Origin of the sequence: Ralstonia sp. NFACC01 (assembly GCF_900115545.1) — a bacterium.
Lineage (GTDB): Bacteria > Pseudomonadota > Gammaproteobacteria > Burkholderiales > Burkholderiaceae > Ralstonia > Ralstonia mojiangensis.
This window is the reverse complement of record NZ_FOWV01000001.1, coordinates 914026-928535: the sequence shown is the minus strand read 5'-3', so window position 1 is coordinate 928535 and position 14510 is coordinate 914026. Positions and strand designations below refer to the sequence as shown.

Sequence of the window (14510 nt, the reverse complement as noted above, 5' to 3'; positions counted from 1 at the left end):
CTCATGCGAATCCTGATCTCCGCCGACATCGAAGGCGTGGCCAACGTGTTCCACCCCGAGCAGACGCGCGCCGGCAACGGCGAATACGAACGCGCCCGCCGCTGGATGACCGCCGAAGCCGACGCCGCCGTGCGTGGTGCCTTCGACGGTGGCGCTACGGACGTGCTGGTCAACGATTCGCACGGAGGTTTCCGCAACCTCATCCCCGATTCCATCGACCGCCGCGCACGCTTCGTTCTCGGCAAGCCGCGTTACCTGAGCATGATGGCCGGCGTGGACGGCTGCGATGCCGTCTGCATGATCGGCTACCACGCCCGTGCCGGCAGCCGCGGTGTGCTGGCGCATACCATCAACAGCTTTGCGTTTGCGCGCGTCTGGTTCAACGAACAGGAACTGGGCGAAGCCGGCCTCTACGGCGCCCTGGCCGGCGAGCGCGGCGTGCCGGTGGCCGTTGCCAGCGGCGACGATGTGTTCATCAAGGAAACCAAGCCGCTGCTGCCGCACACCACGTTCGTCGAAACCAAGCAGGCCGAAGGGCAGAACGCCGGCACATCGCTCTCGCCCGAGCAGTCGTGCGAGGCCATCTACGCAGCGGTGAAAGCCACGGTGCGGCGAGGCCATTTCAGCATGCCGCTGCGCCTCCAGGCACCGATCGTGTGCCGCCTGCAAACGCAAACGCCCGCATTGGCCGACCTGTTCTGCCAATGGCCCGCCCTGGAGCGCGTCGACGGCACGATGCTCCGCTTCGCCGCCGACTCCGTGGAACATGCCGTGCGCATGCTCAACAGCCTCTCCGCCATGTCGGCGATGCTGCGTTAAGCACCAGCTCGGCATCTCACGGCGCCAGCGCACGCGCCCCGACGGTTCGGCCGTTCATGCCCTAGATGGCGCCTTGAATTTCTGTTGCAGAGAGGAAAAAGGAAGGGAAACTGTCTGAGCGAAGCGAGTTTTCCCTTCCCCTCTCTGCGACATAAATTCAAGGAATCTTTCGCCATCTCGGGCGCGCCTTTCTTTGCCCACTTTTCTTTGGCAAGACAAAGAAAGTAGGTCGGCCCCGGCAGGGGACGAAACGGGGGGATGGACCAAAAACGCACATCGCAGCGTAAACTTCAGGACATCCAACCTCGAAGGAGTCCCCCCATGACCCGCGCACTCACACTCGGCATGCTGCTGTGTGCGCTAGCACTAACGGCTTGCGACCGTCGCCCATCCCCGAACCCACCCACGCCGCAGACGTCGAAGGCCGAAAAGGCTGCCGCCGCGCTCGCCAAGGCCGCCGCAGAATTCAAATGCCCCGCGCCCTCGGGCCGCTTCATGATCGACGACGGAACCAACCGCGGTCCGAAGCAACCCGTGCGCACCAACTGCACCACCGCCTACGCGACCTGCGACGCCCAGTTGCAAGCCGTCTTCGACCACTGCCCGAGCGGCCAAGTGTTCGATAAGCGCTTTTCGATCTGCGTCGTGAAAGACGCCTGTGATGAGGTGAAGTCCTGAGGCTGTGACGGCTGTTTCGGATATGGCGGCCGTTGCGTTCTCGCCTGAGTATTGCAGTCGGCGCGTCGGGTTCCGAACGTCAAATGCGGGGTTCAAAGCCCGGCGCATGAGGTTCTGAACGGCAATCACCGAGTCCAGAACCTGATATGTGGGGTTCGGAACTCGGAGACCCGGCGTTCCGAACGCCACACACCGAGTTCTGAACTCTAATTGTGGCGTTTGGAACCAGAAACACGGCGTTCGCAACCCGGACCATGGCGTTCCGAACGCCAACCTGCTGAGTTCCGAACCCCATGCGTGCGGTTCGGAACCTCATTCGCTTAAAGCGCCTCGCGCGTCACCAAGAACACCTGGTCTTCGCCCGCGCTTGTCGGCAGCCAGATCAAGTCGAGATCCGGGAACGCCGCCTCAACGTTTTCACGCTCGTTGCCGATTTCCACCACCAGCACGCCGTGCGGCTTCAGGTGGCGCGGTGCATCGGCCAGGATGCGGCGCACGATGTCCATGCCGTCGTTGCCGCCGGCCAGCGCCATGTGCGGTTCGGCACGATACTCGGGCGGCAGCGCCTGCATCGACGCTTCGTTTACGTACGGCGGGTTCGTCAGGATCACGTCGTAATGCACGCCCGGCGGCAGCGGCGCATACAGGTCGCCCTCGTGCAGGCGGATGCGGTCTTGCAGGCGGTATTCGTCGACATTGCGATTGGCCACCACCAGTGCATCGGGCGACAGATCCACGGCATCGATGGTCGCATTGGGCCATTGCAGCGCAGCCAGGATCGACAGGCAGCCCGAGCCGGTGCACAGCTCCAGCACATCGGTCGGGCCGTCCTCCTGGTCAATCCACGGCTCCAGCCCGTCTTCGAGCAATTCGCCGATGAAGCTGCGCGGCACGATCACCCGCTCGTCCACATAGAAGCGCATGCCGTGCATGAATGCCTCGTGCGTGATGTACGCGGCGGGCACGCGGTCGACAGCGCGGCGCTCGATCACTTTCAGCACGGCGGCCACTTCTTCGGGCAGCAGGCGCGCGTCCATGAACGGCTCCAGCGTGTCGATCGGCAGGTGCAGCGTGTGCAGGATCAGGTAAGCGGCTTCGTCGTAGGCATTCTCGCTGCCGTGGCCGAAGACGAGGCCCGCAGCGGTGAAACGCGACACGGCGTAGCGCAGCAGGTCGCGCACGGTGGTGAACGGGTGGGAGGTGGGGAGGGTTGGCGTGGTCATGGGTGGCGTGAAATGTGGCTCAGCGTTGGGTGGCAGCGAGCAGGTCGACGTAGGCCACGTCGAGCAGGTCGGATTCGGCAATGCCGAGGGCGTGCATCAGTTGGTGGGCGGTCTTTACGCCGTCGTCTTCGGACTGCGTATCGCGCAGCACGACTTCGAGTTCGACGAAATCGCCGAGGTCTTTCACTGCATCGACATGAATGCGCGTCTGGCCGGCGAGATAAAGCTGGCGCACCTTGATGACCCGGCCCGCTGTGCCGATGGCGGCGGCAAGTGTGTCGCGCAGGGCGTCGGGCGCGGTGGTCGGAACGATGTGGTAGTCCGACACGCGCGGGCCGGCGCTGTTCGCGCGGAAGTAGTGGATCAGCTCGCCGCGTTCAGGCGAGAACTGCCGCAGTTTCAGGCGCCCATTTGCGCAGGCGAAGAATGTGTCGTCCTGCTCGATGCGTTCGGGGCCGGAATCCGCGATGGCGGCCGCGCGCTCGATGAGCGCAGCCACATCGCGCACACATGCCTTGATCTCGACGTTGCGCGCCATCAGGGCAATCTCAGGCGATCAAGGTTTCCAAGACGCGGCGATACACGTTTTTCAGGGGCTCGATAAATGCCACCTCCACGTGTTCGTCGATCTTGTGGATGCTCGCGTTCGGCGGCCCGAACTCGATCACCTGCGGGCAGATCTTGGCGATGAAGCGGCCGTCCGACGTGCCGCCCGTGGTCGACAGTTCGGTTGTCACGCCGCACTCGGCCTGGATGGCGGAGGCGAGGGCTTCGGACAGTTCACCGCGCTCGGTCAGGAAGGGCTCGCCGCCCAGCGTCCAGTCGAGCGTGTAGTCGAGGCCGTGCGCATCGAGAATGCCGTGCACGCGCGCCTTCAGGCCGTCCGGTGTGCTCGCGGTCGAGAAGCGGAAGTTGAAGTCGATCGTGACGTGGCCGGGAATGATGTTCGTCGCGCCCGTGCCGCCGTGGATATTCGACATCTGCCAGGTGGTCGGCGGGAAATAGGCATTGCCGTCGTCCCACTTGGCGGCGGCCAGCTCAGCCAGCGCCGGGGCGGCCAGGTGGATCGGGTTCCTGGCCAGATGCGGGTAGGCGATGTGGCCCTGCACGCCATTCACCGTGAGCTTGCCCGACAGCGAACCGCGTCGTCCGTTCTTGACCATGTCGCCGAGTGTGGAGACGGAAGTCGGCTCGCCGACCACGCAGTAGTCGAGGCGCTCGCCGCGTGCGCGCAGCAGGTCGCACACCTTGACGGTGCCGTCGTGCGCCGGGCCTTCTTCATCGCTGGTGATCAGGAAGCCGATCGAGCCGGCGTGGTCGGGATGCTTGGCAACGAACTCTTCCGAGGCCACCACGAAGCCGGCAATCGATGTCTTCATGTCGGCTGCGCCGCGGGCGTAGAGCTTGCCGTCACGGTGCGTGGGCTCGAACGGATCGGAACTCCATTGCTCGACGGGGCCGGTCGGCACCACATCGGTGTGGCCTGCGAACACGAGCAGCTTGCCGCCGGTGCCGGCGCGGCCGCGCTTGACGGCCCACAGGTTGGTCACCCGAAAGTGGTCCGGGCCGCTGACCACGGTTTCGCATGCGAAGCCGGCAGCGGTCAGGCGTTCGATCAGTACGTCCTGGCACCCCTTGTCTTCGGGCGTGACAGAGCGGCGGCGGATGAGGTCTTCGGTGAGGGCGAGCGTGGGCTGCATGTTCGACATGACGACAGTCACGGTGATGTTGTTGTGGTTAGAACAGGGCGGCGTACTGATCCGCCGAGAAGCCGACGTTGACGCTTTTGCCGTGCACGAGCACCGGACGCTTGATGAGCGACGGGTTGGCCTGCATCAGCGCGATGGCGCCGGCTTCGTCTTCGGCGCGGGCCTTGTCGGCGTCAGACAGGGCGCGCCATGTGGTGCCCTTGCGATTGAGCAGCGTGGTGAGCGGCACATGCTTGAGCCAACCGGCCAGCATGTCGGCGCTCACGCCTTGCTTCTTGAAATCGTGAAAGGTGTAGGCAACGCCGTTCGATTCGAGCCACGTGCGGGCTTTCTTCACGGTGTCGCAATTGGGGATGCCATGCAGGGTCGTCATGGTGGGATTCGCAATCAGTGTCGAGAGGCTTGCAGGGCAAGCGAGAGAGCGGCAACGGCCAAGGCAAAACCGACAGACGCCAGCCACGTCATGCGCTTGAGGCGGCGCTCCAGCCGCGCGGCTTCGTCGCGCAGCGCATCGATGGTGATCGCGTGTTGTTCGGCCAGCAGCTTGACGGATTCGGCCTGCTGCAGGATCGCCGCTTCCAGCTCGGCAATCCGTGTATTCGGGTCGGGCGCGGCGCCTTCTGCGGGGGCAGGTCCGGTGCCGGTTTTCTTGCGGTTCTTGAACTTGTCGATGGTCTTGTTTGCCTGCTCCAGGATGGTGGGCAGCAGCGACAAGACGGTACCGATGGTGTTTGGATCAAGACCCATGATGCGTTGACGCAGCTTGCCGAAGCGGGTGCCTTTGGCATGGTGTTCGGACATTGCTGCGCTTGAAGTGGTTGGCATGCCTGCAAGACTAGCAGGCATGCCTTGCGCTCGCGCTTAGTCGCCGCGCAGCAGCTCGTTCAGGCCAACCTTGGCGCGCGTCTTCGCGTCGACCTTCTTGACGATCACAGCGCAGTACAAGCTGTGCGTGCCATCCTTCGACGGCAGGTTGCCCGCCACCACCACCGAGCCCGCCGGAATACGGCCGTAGCTGACTTCACCGGTTTCGCGGTCGTAGATCTTGGTCGACTGGCCCAGGTACACGCCCATCGAGATCACCGAGTTCTCTTCAACGATCACGCCTTCCACGACTTCCGAGCGGGCGCCGATGAAGCAGTTGTCTTCGATGATGACCGGGTTGGCCTGCAGCGGCTCCAGCACGCCGCCGATGCCCACGCCGCCCGACAGGTGAACGTTCTTGCCGATCTGTGCGCACGAACCGACGGTGGCCCAGGTGTCAACCATCGTGCCTTCGTCAACGTAAGCGCCGATGTTCACGTACGACGGCATCAGCACGGCGTTCTTGGCGATGAACGAGCCACGGCGCGCCACGGCCGGCGGCACCACGCGGAAGCCACCCGCCGCGAAGTCTTCGGCCGTGTAGTTGGCGAACTTGCTCGGCACCTTGTCGTAGAACTGCGTGAAGCCGCCGGCAGCCATCGGCGCGTTGTCTTCCAGGCGGAACGACAGCAGCACGGCCTTCTTGATCCACTGATTGACGATCCATTCACCGTCCTTCTTCTCGGCCACGCGCAGCGCGCCACGATCGAGCTGGCCGATCACGTTGGCGACGGCTTCGCGGACATCGGCCGGAGCGGCCTTGGGCGACAGGTTGGCGCGGTCTTCCCACGCTTGATCGATCAGGGATTGCAGTTGTTGCGTCATGGCTGTGTTCGCTCTAGGAGAAATTCGAAAAAGGGTAAGGGGTCAGCGTTGCTGGCAGAACTCGACGATGCGGCGCGCGCCTTCCAGGCATTCGTCCACGCCGGCCACCAGGGCGATGCGCACATAGTCCTGGCCCGGGTTCGTACCGTGCGCCTCGCGGGCGAGATAGCTGCCGGGTAGCACGGCGACGTTCTTGGCCGCCAGCAGTTGGCGTGCGAATTCGGTGTCCGACAGGCCCGTGCGCTTGACGTTGGCCCACAGGTAGAAGGCTGCGTCGGGCAGGGCCACGTCCAGCACCTCGGCGAGCATTGGCGTGACCTGCTGGAACTTCTTGACGTACTGCGCGCGGTTGTCGCGCACATGGGTCTCGTCGTTCCACGCCGCGATGCTAGCGGATTGCACCGACGGGCTCATCGCGCTGCCGTGATACGTGCGATACAGCAGGTATGCCTTGAGCAGCTTGGCGTCGCCGGCCACGAAACCGGAGCGCATGCCCGGCACGTTGGAGCGCTTGGACAGGCTCGAGAACATCACCAGGCGATCAAAGCCGCGACCCAGCTGGTGTGCCGCCTGCAGCGCGCCCAGCGGCGGGTTGGCCTCGTCGAAATAGATTTCGGAGTAGCACTCGTCCGACGCGATGATGAAGCCGTATTCGTCCGACAGCGCGAAGAGCTGCTTCCAGTCTTCGAGCGTGAGCACGGCGCCGGTCGGGTTGCCGGGGCTGCATACGAAGACGAGCTGCACGTTGCGCCATTCTTCGGGCGTGATCGCAGCGAAATCGGGCGCATAGTTGCGCGCCGGGTCGCTGTTGGCGAACAGCGGCGTGGCGCCGGCCAGCAGCGCCGAGCCTTCGTAGATCTGGTAGAACGGGTTCGGGCACAGCACGCGGGCGCCGGGCTTGCTGCCGTCGATCACGGTCTGCGCGAACGAGAACAGCGCTTCGCGCGAGCCGTTGACCGGGATGACCTCGGTGGCCGGATCGACCTTGGGCAAGCCGTAGCGGCGTTCCAGCCATGCGGCGATGCACTGTCGCAGTGCATCGGAGCCAAGCGTCGTGGGATAATTCGCCAGCCCGCCGAGCGCCGCCGTCAGTGCGTCTTTCACCAGGGCCGGCGTCGGATGCTTGGGCTCGCCGATACCGAAGCTGATCGGCGTATGGACGGCGCTGGGCGTCACGTCCTTGACGAGCGCTTTCAGTTTCTCGAACGGATACGGCTGCAGGGCGGACAGGCGCGGATTCACGGTGTTGGGCGGCGGTGTTGGGCTGGTCAGCGGGCAAGCTTGGCGCTTGCCGGGAAGCCCGAAATTATACGGCCAACGTGTGCTTACCGCGTGGCCAGTCACCTCGGACATTGCAGGAAGCGGCGGATTCCCGCCGTTTTTTTTATTGGTCACATGACAACGATTGCTTCTTCGGCGCCCGCAGCGGATAGCGCCTGCCATCACGAGCCGCAATGGGCGGCGGCACTCTTCATCCTTGTGGGCGCGTCGGTCTGGGGCATTTCCTGGTATCCGTATCGCCTGCTGGCCGGCTGGGGTCTTGGCAGCATGCTGGCGTCGTCAATGACGGGTGCGGCTGCGGCCGTGCTGGCCGCGGTGGTGCTGCGTCGTCACTTTTCAACGTTCCAGTGGTCGTGGCTGATTCCGGCGCTCGGGATCGCGGCGGGTATCACCAACGCGGGTTTCGTCTGGGGCACGGTGCACGGCACGGTCATGCGGGTGCTGCTCCTGTTCTATCTGACCCCGGTATGGACGGCCCTGCTGGCGCGCCTGTGGCTGCACGAGCGGCTGGGGTGGCGCGGCGGTGTGCTGCTCGCGCTGGCGCTGTCGGGCGCGATGATGATGCTGTGGTCGGGCGAGGCCGGCACGCCGTGGCCGGGTTCAGCGGCGGAATGGGCGGGGCTGGTTGCTGGGCTCGCTTTTGCGTGCAACAACGTGCTGTCCCGCTTGGCGGGGCAGCGTCATCCGACCATGCGCCCGGAAATGCGCACCGTGGTTGTCTTCACAGGTTGCGCGCTGGTGGGTTTTCCGGCTGCGCTGCTGCTCGATGGCGTGCGCACGGTGCCGGCGGCTTTTTCACAGGGCAATACGTGGCTGCTGCTGGCGGGCATGGCCTGCGTGCTGGTCGGCGGCAATGCGATGGTGCAGCGCGGCCTGCAACGCTTGCCGGCCAATCGTGCGGCGTTGCTGATGCTGTTCGAAATCGTGGTCGCGGCCGTGTCGTCGGCGCTGCTGACGGCTGAGCGTCTGTCCCCTCAGGAGATGCTGGGCGGCGCGTGCATCATCCTGGCCGGGGCGCTGTCGGGGCTGTCGCGGCGCAAGTAGGCTGCGGCGTTTCGCAAACCAACCAAGGAGTTGCCGATGTTGCTTCGTTCGATTTCAATCGCGCTGACGTTTGCACTGTCGACTGCCGCTGCGGCCGCGCACGCCGCCCCTGCAGAGACCGGCCCCGCGTATGGCCCGCGCCTGGAAGGTTTCGATTACCCGGCGCCGGTCAAGCTTTTCAAGTTCGAGTCGCAGGGCAGTGCACTGGAGATGGCTTATCTGGACGTCGCACCCAAGCAGCCCAACGGTCAGGTGGCGGTGCTGCTGCACGGCAAGAACTTCTGCGCGGCCACCTGGGAAGGCACGATCGCCGCGCTGACGGGTGCCGGCTACCGCGTGATCGCCCCGGATCAGATCGGCTTCTGCAAATCGAGCAAACCGCGCGCGTATCAGTACACGTTCCAGCAACTGGCGAGCAATACGCATGCGTTGCTGGCGTCGCTCGGGATCGAGCAGGCCATCATGATCGGCCATTCGACGGGCGGCATGCTGGCGGTGCGCTACGCGCTGATGTATCCGAACGCGGTGTCCCGGCTGGTAATGATCAACCCAATCGGCCTGGAAGACTGGAAGGCCAAGGGTGTGCCGTCCTTGAGCGTCGACCAGTGGTTCGCGCGAGAGAAGCAAACCACCGCCGAGCGCATTCGCGCCTACGAGCAATCCACGTACTACGCCGGGCAATGGCGCACGCAATACGAACCGTGGGTCCAGATGCTGGCCGGCATGTACCGCGGCCCGGGGCGCGATCTGGTGGCGTGGAATTCCGCGCTGCTGTACGACATGATCTACACGCAGCCCGTCGTCTATGAGTTCGGCCGGTTGCGCCCGCCGACGCTGCTGCTCATCGGCCAGAAAGACACCACCGCCATCGGCAAGGACGCTGCGCCGCCCGAAGCACGGGCGCAGCTGGGGCATTACCCCGAACTGGGCCGTGCCGCCGCCAAGGCCATCCCGCGCGCGACGCTGGTGGAATTCCCGGACGCGGGCCATGCGCCGCAAATCCAGGATCCTGATGCGCTGCACAATGCGTTGCTCGACTGGCTCGCCACGCCGGAACGTTCGCGCACGCGCCGTCCGGACTGACGTGATTTGCCATGAAGGCGAAACTGCTTACAAAACTGCAGCAATTTGCTCTCTAGCGCCGCAAATTTCGTCCATTTTTGTAGCGATTTGATTGGCGGGAGGGCGGGGTGCGAATGGTATGATGGCGCCATCCGCGCCCCTGGGGCGTGCCTTGTCACTCCGCGCCGCACGGCGTTGGTGTGATGACAAAGGCGCGTTCCTGGGGCGCCCGCTTTATCCCCCTTTTCTGATCCCTTCGAGACGAACACAACGTGCGCCTCTCTTCGATCAAGCTCGCAGGCTTCAAGTCTTTCGTCGATCCGACCAATTTTCATGTTCCGGGCCAGCTTGTCGGCATCGTCGGTCCGAACGGTTGCGGTAAATCCAACATCATCGACGCCGTGCGCTGGGTGCTCGGCGAATCACGCGCCGCGGAACTCCGTGGCGAATCGATGCAGGACGTCATCTTCAACGGCTCGACCCAGCGCAAGCCGGCTGGCCGGGCCAGTGTCGAACTCGTCTTTGACAACGCGGAAGGCCGCGCCGCCGGCCAGTGGAGCCAATACGCCGAGGTGGCGGTCAAGCGCGTGCTGAGCCGCGATGGCACCTCCTCGTACTTCATCAACAACCAGGCGGTGCGCCGCCGCGACATCCAGGACATCTTCCTCGGCACGGGCCTTGGGCCGCGCGCCTACGCCATCATCGGGCAGGGGATGATCTCGCGCATCATCGAGGCCAAGCCCGATGACATGCGCATCTTCCTGGAAGAAGCCGCGGGCGTGTCGAAGTACAAGGAACGCCGCCGCGAAACCGAAAACCGCCTCTCCGACACGCGCGAAAACCTCACACGCGTGGAAGACATCCTGCGCGAACTCGGCTCCAACCTCGAAAAGCTCGAGGGCCAGGCTGAAGTTGCGCAACGCTTCCAGGCGCTGCAGGCCGACGGCGAAGAGAAGCAGCACCTGCTGTGGCTGCTGCGCAAGCGAGAAGCGCAGGGCGAGCAGGAACGCCATCAGCGTGCCATTGAGCAGGCGCAGATCGACCTGGAAGCGCAGACCGCGCAGTTGCGCCACATCGAGGCCGAACTCGAAACGATGCGCGTTGCGCATTACGCCTCGTCCGATGCGATGCACGCCGCGCAGGGCGCGCTCTACGAAGCCAACTCCGAAGTCAGCCGCCTGGAAGCCGAGATCCGCTACGTGGTGGAATCGCGCAATCGCATCCAGCAGCAGATCGCCACGCTGACCGCGCAGCAAGAGCAGTGGCATACGCAGGGCGAGCAGGCGCAGGAAGACCTTGCGGCGGCCGAGGAAGAGCTCGCCATGGCCGAGGAGCGCGCCGCGCAGGCCGCTGAGGACGTTGCGCGCAAAGCCGACGAACTCCCAGCCATGGAAGCGCAATGGCGCGACGCACAGACCACGCTGAACGATCAGCGCGCTGCGATCCTTCAATCGGAGCAGGCGCTCAAACTTGAAGCCGCGCACCAGCGCAATGCCGACCAAGCCCTGCTGCAGCTTGAGCAGCGCCGGGAACGTCTGACGCAGGAGTCATCCGGTCTCGACAAGCCGGACGACGTGCAGCTCGAAACGCTGCGTGCCGAACTGGCTGAGCAGGAAGAGGTACTGGCTGAAGCGCAAGCCGCGCTGGAAGACACCGAAACAGAGGTGCCGCTGCTCGACGAGGCACGCCGCGCCGCGCAAGACCGCGTGCAATCGGAAGCCGCCGCCATCGCCAGCCTGGAAGCCCGCCTTGCCGCGCTCAAGCAGTTGCAGGAGAACGTGCAAACCGACGGCAAAGTCCAGCCGTGGCTTGCCAAGCATGAACTGAGCGAGCTGCCGCGCTTCTGGAAGAAGCTGCAGATCGAGCAGGGCTGGGAGCCGGCACTCGAAGCCGTGCTGCGTGAAAAGCTCGGCGCGCTCGAAGTGTCCAACCTGGATTGGATCAAGGCGTTTGCGGCCGACGCGCCGCCGGCCAAGCTGGCCTTCTATGCGCCACCGCCGGCAGCGCTTCCGGTGGAGGCGCCGGCGGGTTTGCGTCCGCTGATGTCGCTGGTGCAAGTGACGGAGCCAGGCATTCGCGCCGTGCTGCAAGACTGGCTGGCCGACGTCTATGTCGCCGACGACATGCAGGCTGCGCTTGCTGCGCGCCAGACGCTGCCGGAAGGCGGCACGTTTGTCATCAAGGCAGGGCACTTGATTGGCCGGTCATCGGTGCAGTTGTACGCGCCCGATTCCGAACAGGCCGGCATGCTGGCACGCGCCCAGGAAATCGAGAACCTGCACAAGCAGGTGCGTGCGCAGATGCTGTTGGCCGACGAAGCCAAGAGCGGTGCCGTGCGTGCCGAAGCGGCCTACAGCCAAGCGAGCCAGAACCTCACGCAGGTGCGGGCCCGCGCCGAGCAGGCCACACGTCGCGTGCATGTGCTGCAGATGGATGTGCTCAAGCTGTCGCAGGCGATGGAGCGCTACAACGCGCGCAGTGGCCAGATCGACAGCGAGTTGGACGAGATTCGCGCGCAGATCGAAGAGCAGCGTGCCATCCGCGCAGAATCCGAAGCGACGTTCGAGCAGCACGATGCGGCACTCGCCGACATGCAGGCGCGCTTTGAAGACAGCCAGCAGGCGTTCGAGGCGCTCGAAGTTCGCTTGAGCGATGCGCGCAACGCGTTGCGCGACCAGGAGCGCGGCGCACAGGAAGCGCACTTTGCCGAGCGCAATCTGCAGAACCGCATTGCAGAACTGAAGCGCAACATCCAGGTGGCGAGCGATCAGGCGCAGCAGATCGTGCTGACGCTGGAGAACGCACGCGCCGAGCTGGAGACCATCAACGAGCAGACCGCTCACACCGGTTTGCAGGAAGCGCTGGAGCGCCGCGCCGAGAAGGAAGAGAAGCTCGGGCTGGCACGCATGGAACTGGATGCGCTGACCGCGCAACTGCGCACGCATGACGAGCAACGCCTGACTGCCGAGCGCGCCCAGCAACCGCTGCGCGATCGCATTACCGAACTGCAGTTGAAGGAGCAGGCTGCGCGCCTGAACCAGGAGCAGTTCACCGAGCAGCTCACCGCTGCCAATGTGGACGAAGCCGCGCTGGCTGAACGCCTGACAGGCGATCTGAAGCCTTCGTACCTGCAAGGTGAAGTCACGCGCATCAACAACGCCATCAACGCGCTGGGCCCGGTCAACATGGCCGCGCTCGACGAACTGGCAGCGGCGCGCGAGCGCAAGGGCTTCCTGGATGCCCAATCGGCCGATTTGACCGACGCCATCACCACGCTGGAAGACGCCATCCGCAAGATCGACCAGGAAACGCGTGCGTTGCTGCAAGGCACGTTCGACCAGGTCAACTATCACTTTGGCGAGCTGTTCCCGACGCTGTTCGGTGGCGGCCAGGCCAAGCTGATGATGACCGGCGAAGAGATTCTCGACGCAGGCGTGCAGGTGATGGCGCAGCCGCCGGGCAAGAAGAACTCGACGATTCACCTGCTGTCGGGCGGCGAGAAAGCGCTGACCGCCATTGCGCTGGTGTTTGCGATGTTCCAGTTGAACCCGGCCCCGTTCTGCTTGCTGGACGAGGTGGACGCGCCGCTGGACGACGCCAACACTGAGCGCTACGCCAATATGGTCAAGCGCATGTCCGACAAGACCCAATTCGTTTTTATTTCTCACAACAAGATTGCGATGGAAATGGCGCAACAGCTCATCGGTGTGACCATGCAGGAACAAGGTGTGTCCCGGATCGTGGCGGTAGATATGGATGCCGCGCTGACCATGGCGGAGGCAGCATAAATGCAGGACAACAACCTGGTGATGGCCCTGCTGGGCGCCGGCGTGGTGTTTGTGCTGGTGATCGTTGTGTACAACCAGTGGCAGATCCGCAAGGCCCGCCGCCCCGAAGCGTACAACCCACCCGTCGACGAGATCCCGCGCGGCGAGGGTTGGACCGAGCGCGCCGAACCCGCCCTGGGTGGCGAGCGCGATGACGCCAACCGCGTTGAACCGCGTCTTGAGCCCGGTTTCTCGGCGAAGGCGCACACTCCCGCCACGGGCAGCGCCGAAACCGAAGCCGGCGTGATCGGCGCTGAACTCACGCCCTCGGGCGACGAGGCTGCGCTCGAAGCCGCCGAGACGGAAGAGATTGCCGAACCTGCCCCGGGTTCGCTGGAGCCTGCAAACGGCGTGATCGATCCGCTGATCGATTGCATCGTGCCGCTGCATCCGGAACGCGAAGTGTCGGGCGACCGGCTGCTGCCGGCGCTGACCAAGCTGCGACGCGCGGGCACCAAGCAGATCCACGTGGAAGGTTTGAACCCCACCGCCAATGCGTGGGAAGCCATCCGCGCCGGTCAGCGCTACCTTGACGTGCAAGTGGCCGTGCAACTGGCCAACCGCACGGGCCCGCTGAATGCGCTGGAGTTCTCGGAATTCATCAACGCGATCGATCCGCTGTCGGATGCGGCCGATGCCGTGCCGGAACTGCCGGACATGAACGAGACGATTTCCAACGCGCGCGAACTCGACGCGTTTGCCGCCGAGTGCGATGTGCAACTGGGCGTGAGCGTGATTTCCGACGGCGCGCCCTGGTCGGCCGCGTACGTGCAGACGGTGGCCACGCAAGACGGCCTCGTGCTTTCGCGCGACGGTACGCGTTTCACGCGCTTCCATGCGGGTGCTGACGGTGTGCAGCGCGCACTGTTCACACTGCAGTTTGGCGACACCAATTTCCTGCGCGATGACCTGACTGTCAAAGCCGGCCGCCAGATCACGCTGCTGCTCGATGTGCCCGTGGCGGAGGAGGCAAGCAAGCCGTTCAAGCTGGTGTGCGAATACGCTTACACGCTGTCGCAGCGCATGGGTGCGCAGGTGGTGGATGACAACCTGCGTCCGCTGACGGAGCAATCGTTCGTCGCCATCCAAAAGCATCTGCGCGTGCTGTACGACAAGCTTGAATCGCGCGGCATCCCCGCCGGTTCCAGCACCGCGGTGCGCTTGTTCAGCCACTGACC

At 64.6% G+C, this 14510-nt stretch carries 13 protein-coding genes; 6 read left to right on the top strand and 7 right to left on the bottom strand.

The window, feature by feature from the left end:
- The first annotated feature begins 3 nt into the window (after positions 1 to 3).
- Together BM136_RS04415 and BM136_RS04410 are read left to right on the top strand one after the other, a co-directional pair.
- Positions 4 to 819, top strand: coding sequence for a M55 family metallopeptidase (locus BM136_RS04415; protein WP_009238259.1), 816 nt, complete (start codon positions 4 to 6; stop codon positions 817 to 819).
- Positions 820 to 1140: 321 nt separating this feature from the next.
- Positions 1141 to 1497, top strand: a complete 357-nt coding sequence (locus tag BM136_RS04410; protein WP_092970582.1) for a chitin-binding domain-containing protein — start codon at positions 1141 to 1143, stop codon at positions 1495 to 1497.
- Positions 1498 to 1817: 320 nt separating this feature from the next.
- Here BM136_RS04410 and prmB read toward each other — a convergent pair whose 3' ends face one another.
- The 7 genes from prmB to dapC are packed head-to-tail and all read right to left on the bottom strand — an operon-like array spanning position 1818 to position 7360.
- Complete coding sequence (gene prmB, locus BM136_RS04405) at positions 1818 to 2720, bottom strand: 50S ribosomal protein L3 N(5)-glutamine methyltransferase (protein ID WP_092970580.1); 903 nt, start codon at positions 2718 to 2720, stop codon at positions 1818 to 1820.
- Between the two features lie 19 nt (positions 2721 to 2739).
- Positions 2740 to 3258 carry a class IV adenylate cyclase gene (locus tag BM136_RS04400; RefSeq protein WP_092970578.1) on the bottom strand — a complete coding sequence of 173 codons (519 nt, stop codon included), beginning with the start codon at positions 3256 to 3258 and terminating at the stop codon, positions 2740 to 2742.
- Positions 3259 to 3268: 10 nt separating this feature from the next.
- Entirely contained in the window at positions 3269 to 4420 is a 1152-nt protein-coding gene (gene dapE, locus BM136_RS04395) for a succinyl-diaminopimelate desuccinylase (protein WP_092970755.1), read from the bottom strand.
- A gap of 37 nt (positions 4421 to 4457) precedes the next feature.
- On the bottom strand, positions 4458 to 4802 hold the full coding sequence (locus tag BM136_RS04390; RefSeq protein ID WP_027677486.1) for an arsenate reductase: 345 nt from the start codon (positions 4800 to 4802) through the stop codon (positions 4458 to 4460).
- Positions 4803 to 4816: 14 nt separating this feature from the next.
- Positions 4817 to 5230: a hypothetical protein gene (locus tag BM136_RS04385; protein ID WP_092970576.1), complete on the bottom strand. Its 414-nt coding sequence runs from the start codon at positions 5228 to 5230 to the stop codon at positions 4817 to 4819.
- Positions 5231 to 5290: 60 nt separating this feature from the next.
- Positions 5291 to 6118, bottom strand: a complete 828-nt coding sequence (dapD, locus tag BM136_RS04380) for a 2,3,4,5-tetrahydropyridine-2,6-dicarboxylate N-succinyltransferase (RefSeq protein WP_024975807.1) — start codon at positions 6116 to 6118, stop codon at positions 5291 to 5293.
- A 42-nt stretch (positions 6119 to 6160) separates the two neighbouring features.
- Positions 6161 to 7360, bottom strand: coding sequence for a succinyldiaminopimelate transaminase (dapC, locus tag BM136_RS04375; RefSeq protein ID WP_092970753.1), 1200 nt, complete (start codon positions 7358 to 7360; stop codon positions 6161 to 6163).
- Positions 7361 to 7513: 153 nt separating this feature from the next.
- Between dapC and BM136_RS04370 the strand changes: the two genes are divergently transcribed.
- The 4 genes from BM136_RS04370 to BM136_RS04355 all read left to right on the top strand — a co-directional run bounded on the left by BM136_RS04370 (position 7514) and on the right by BM136_RS04355 (position 14508).
- The gene (locus BM136_RS04370; RefSeq protein ID WP_092970574.1) at positions 7514 to 8443 is read left to right on the top strand and encodes a DMT family transporter; all 930 of its coding nucleotides are present in this window, start codon (positions 7514 to 7516) and stop codon (positions 8441 to 8443) included.
- A 36-nt stretch (positions 8444 to 8479) separates the two neighbouring features.
- Positions 8480 to 9526 carry an alpha/beta fold hydrolase gene (locus BM136_RS04365; RefSeq protein ID WP_092970572.1) on the top strand — a complete coding sequence of 349 codons (1047 nt, stop codon included), beginning with the start codon at positions 8480 to 8482 and terminating at the stop codon, positions 9524 to 9526.
- Positions 9527 to 9777: 251 nt separating this feature from the next.
- On the top strand, positions 9778 to 13293 hold the full coding sequence (smc, locus tag BM136_RS04360; protein ID WP_092970570.1) for a chromosome segregation protein SMC: 3516 nt from the start codon (positions 9778 to 9780) through the stop codon (positions 13291 to 13293).
- Complete coding sequence (locus BM136_RS04355; RefSeq protein ID WP_092970568.1) at positions 13294 to 14508, top strand: cell division protein ZipA C-terminal FtsZ-binding domain-containing protein; 1215 nt, start codon at positions 13294 to 13296, stop codon at positions 14506 to 14508.
- The last annotated feature ends 2 nt before the right edge of the window (positions 14509 to 14510 follow it).

What these genes read in the sequence shown, in the direction of transcription:
- BM136_RS04415 (WP_009238259.1), top strand. Translation starts at nt 4, where the DNA reads ATGCGAATCCTGATCTCCGCCGACATCGAAGGCGTGGCCAACGTGTTC.
- BM136_RS04410 (WP_092970582.1), top strand. Translation starts at nt 1,141, where the DNA reads ATGACCCGCGCACTCACACTCGGCATGCTGCTGTGTGCGCTAGCACTA.
- prmB (WP_092970580.1), bottom strand. Translation starts at nt 2,720, where the DNA reads ATGACCACGCCAACCCTCCCCACCTCCCACCCGTTCACCACCGTGCGC.
- BM136_RS04400 (WP_092970578.1), bottom strand. Translation starts at nt 3,258, where the DNA reads ATGGCGCGCAACGTCGAGATCAAGGCATGTGTGCGCGATGTGGCTGCG.
- dapE (WP_092970755.1), bottom strand. Translation starts at nt 4,420, where the DNA reads ATGCAGCCCACGCTCGCCCTCACCGAAGACCTCATCCGCCGCCGCTCT.
- BM136_RS04390 (WP_027677486.1), bottom strand. Translation starts at nt 4,802, where the DNA reads ATGACGACCCTGCATGGCATCCCCAATTGCGACACCGTGAAGAAAGCC.
- BM136_RS04385 (WP_092970576.1), bottom strand. Translation starts at nt 5,230, where the DNA reads ATGTCCGAACACCATGCCAAAGGCACCCGCTTCGGCAAGCTGCGTCAA.
- dapD (WP_024975807.1), bottom strand. Translation starts at nt 6,118, where the DNA reads ATGACGCAACAACTGCAATCCCTGATCGATCAAGCGTGGGAAGACCGC.
- BM136_RS04370 (WP_092970574.1), top strand. Translation starts at nt 7,514, where the DNA reads ATGACAACGATTGCTTCTTCGGCGCCCGCAGCGGATAGCGCCTGCCAT.
- BM136_RS04365 (WP_092970572.1), top strand. Translation starts at nt 8,480, where the DNA reads ATGTTGCTTCGTTCGATTTCAATCGCGCTGACGTTTGCACTGTCGACT.
- BM136_RS04355 (WP_092970568.1), top strand. Translation starts at nt 13,294, where the DNA reads ATGCAGGACAACAACCTGGTGATGGCCCTGCTGGGCGCCGGCGTGGTG.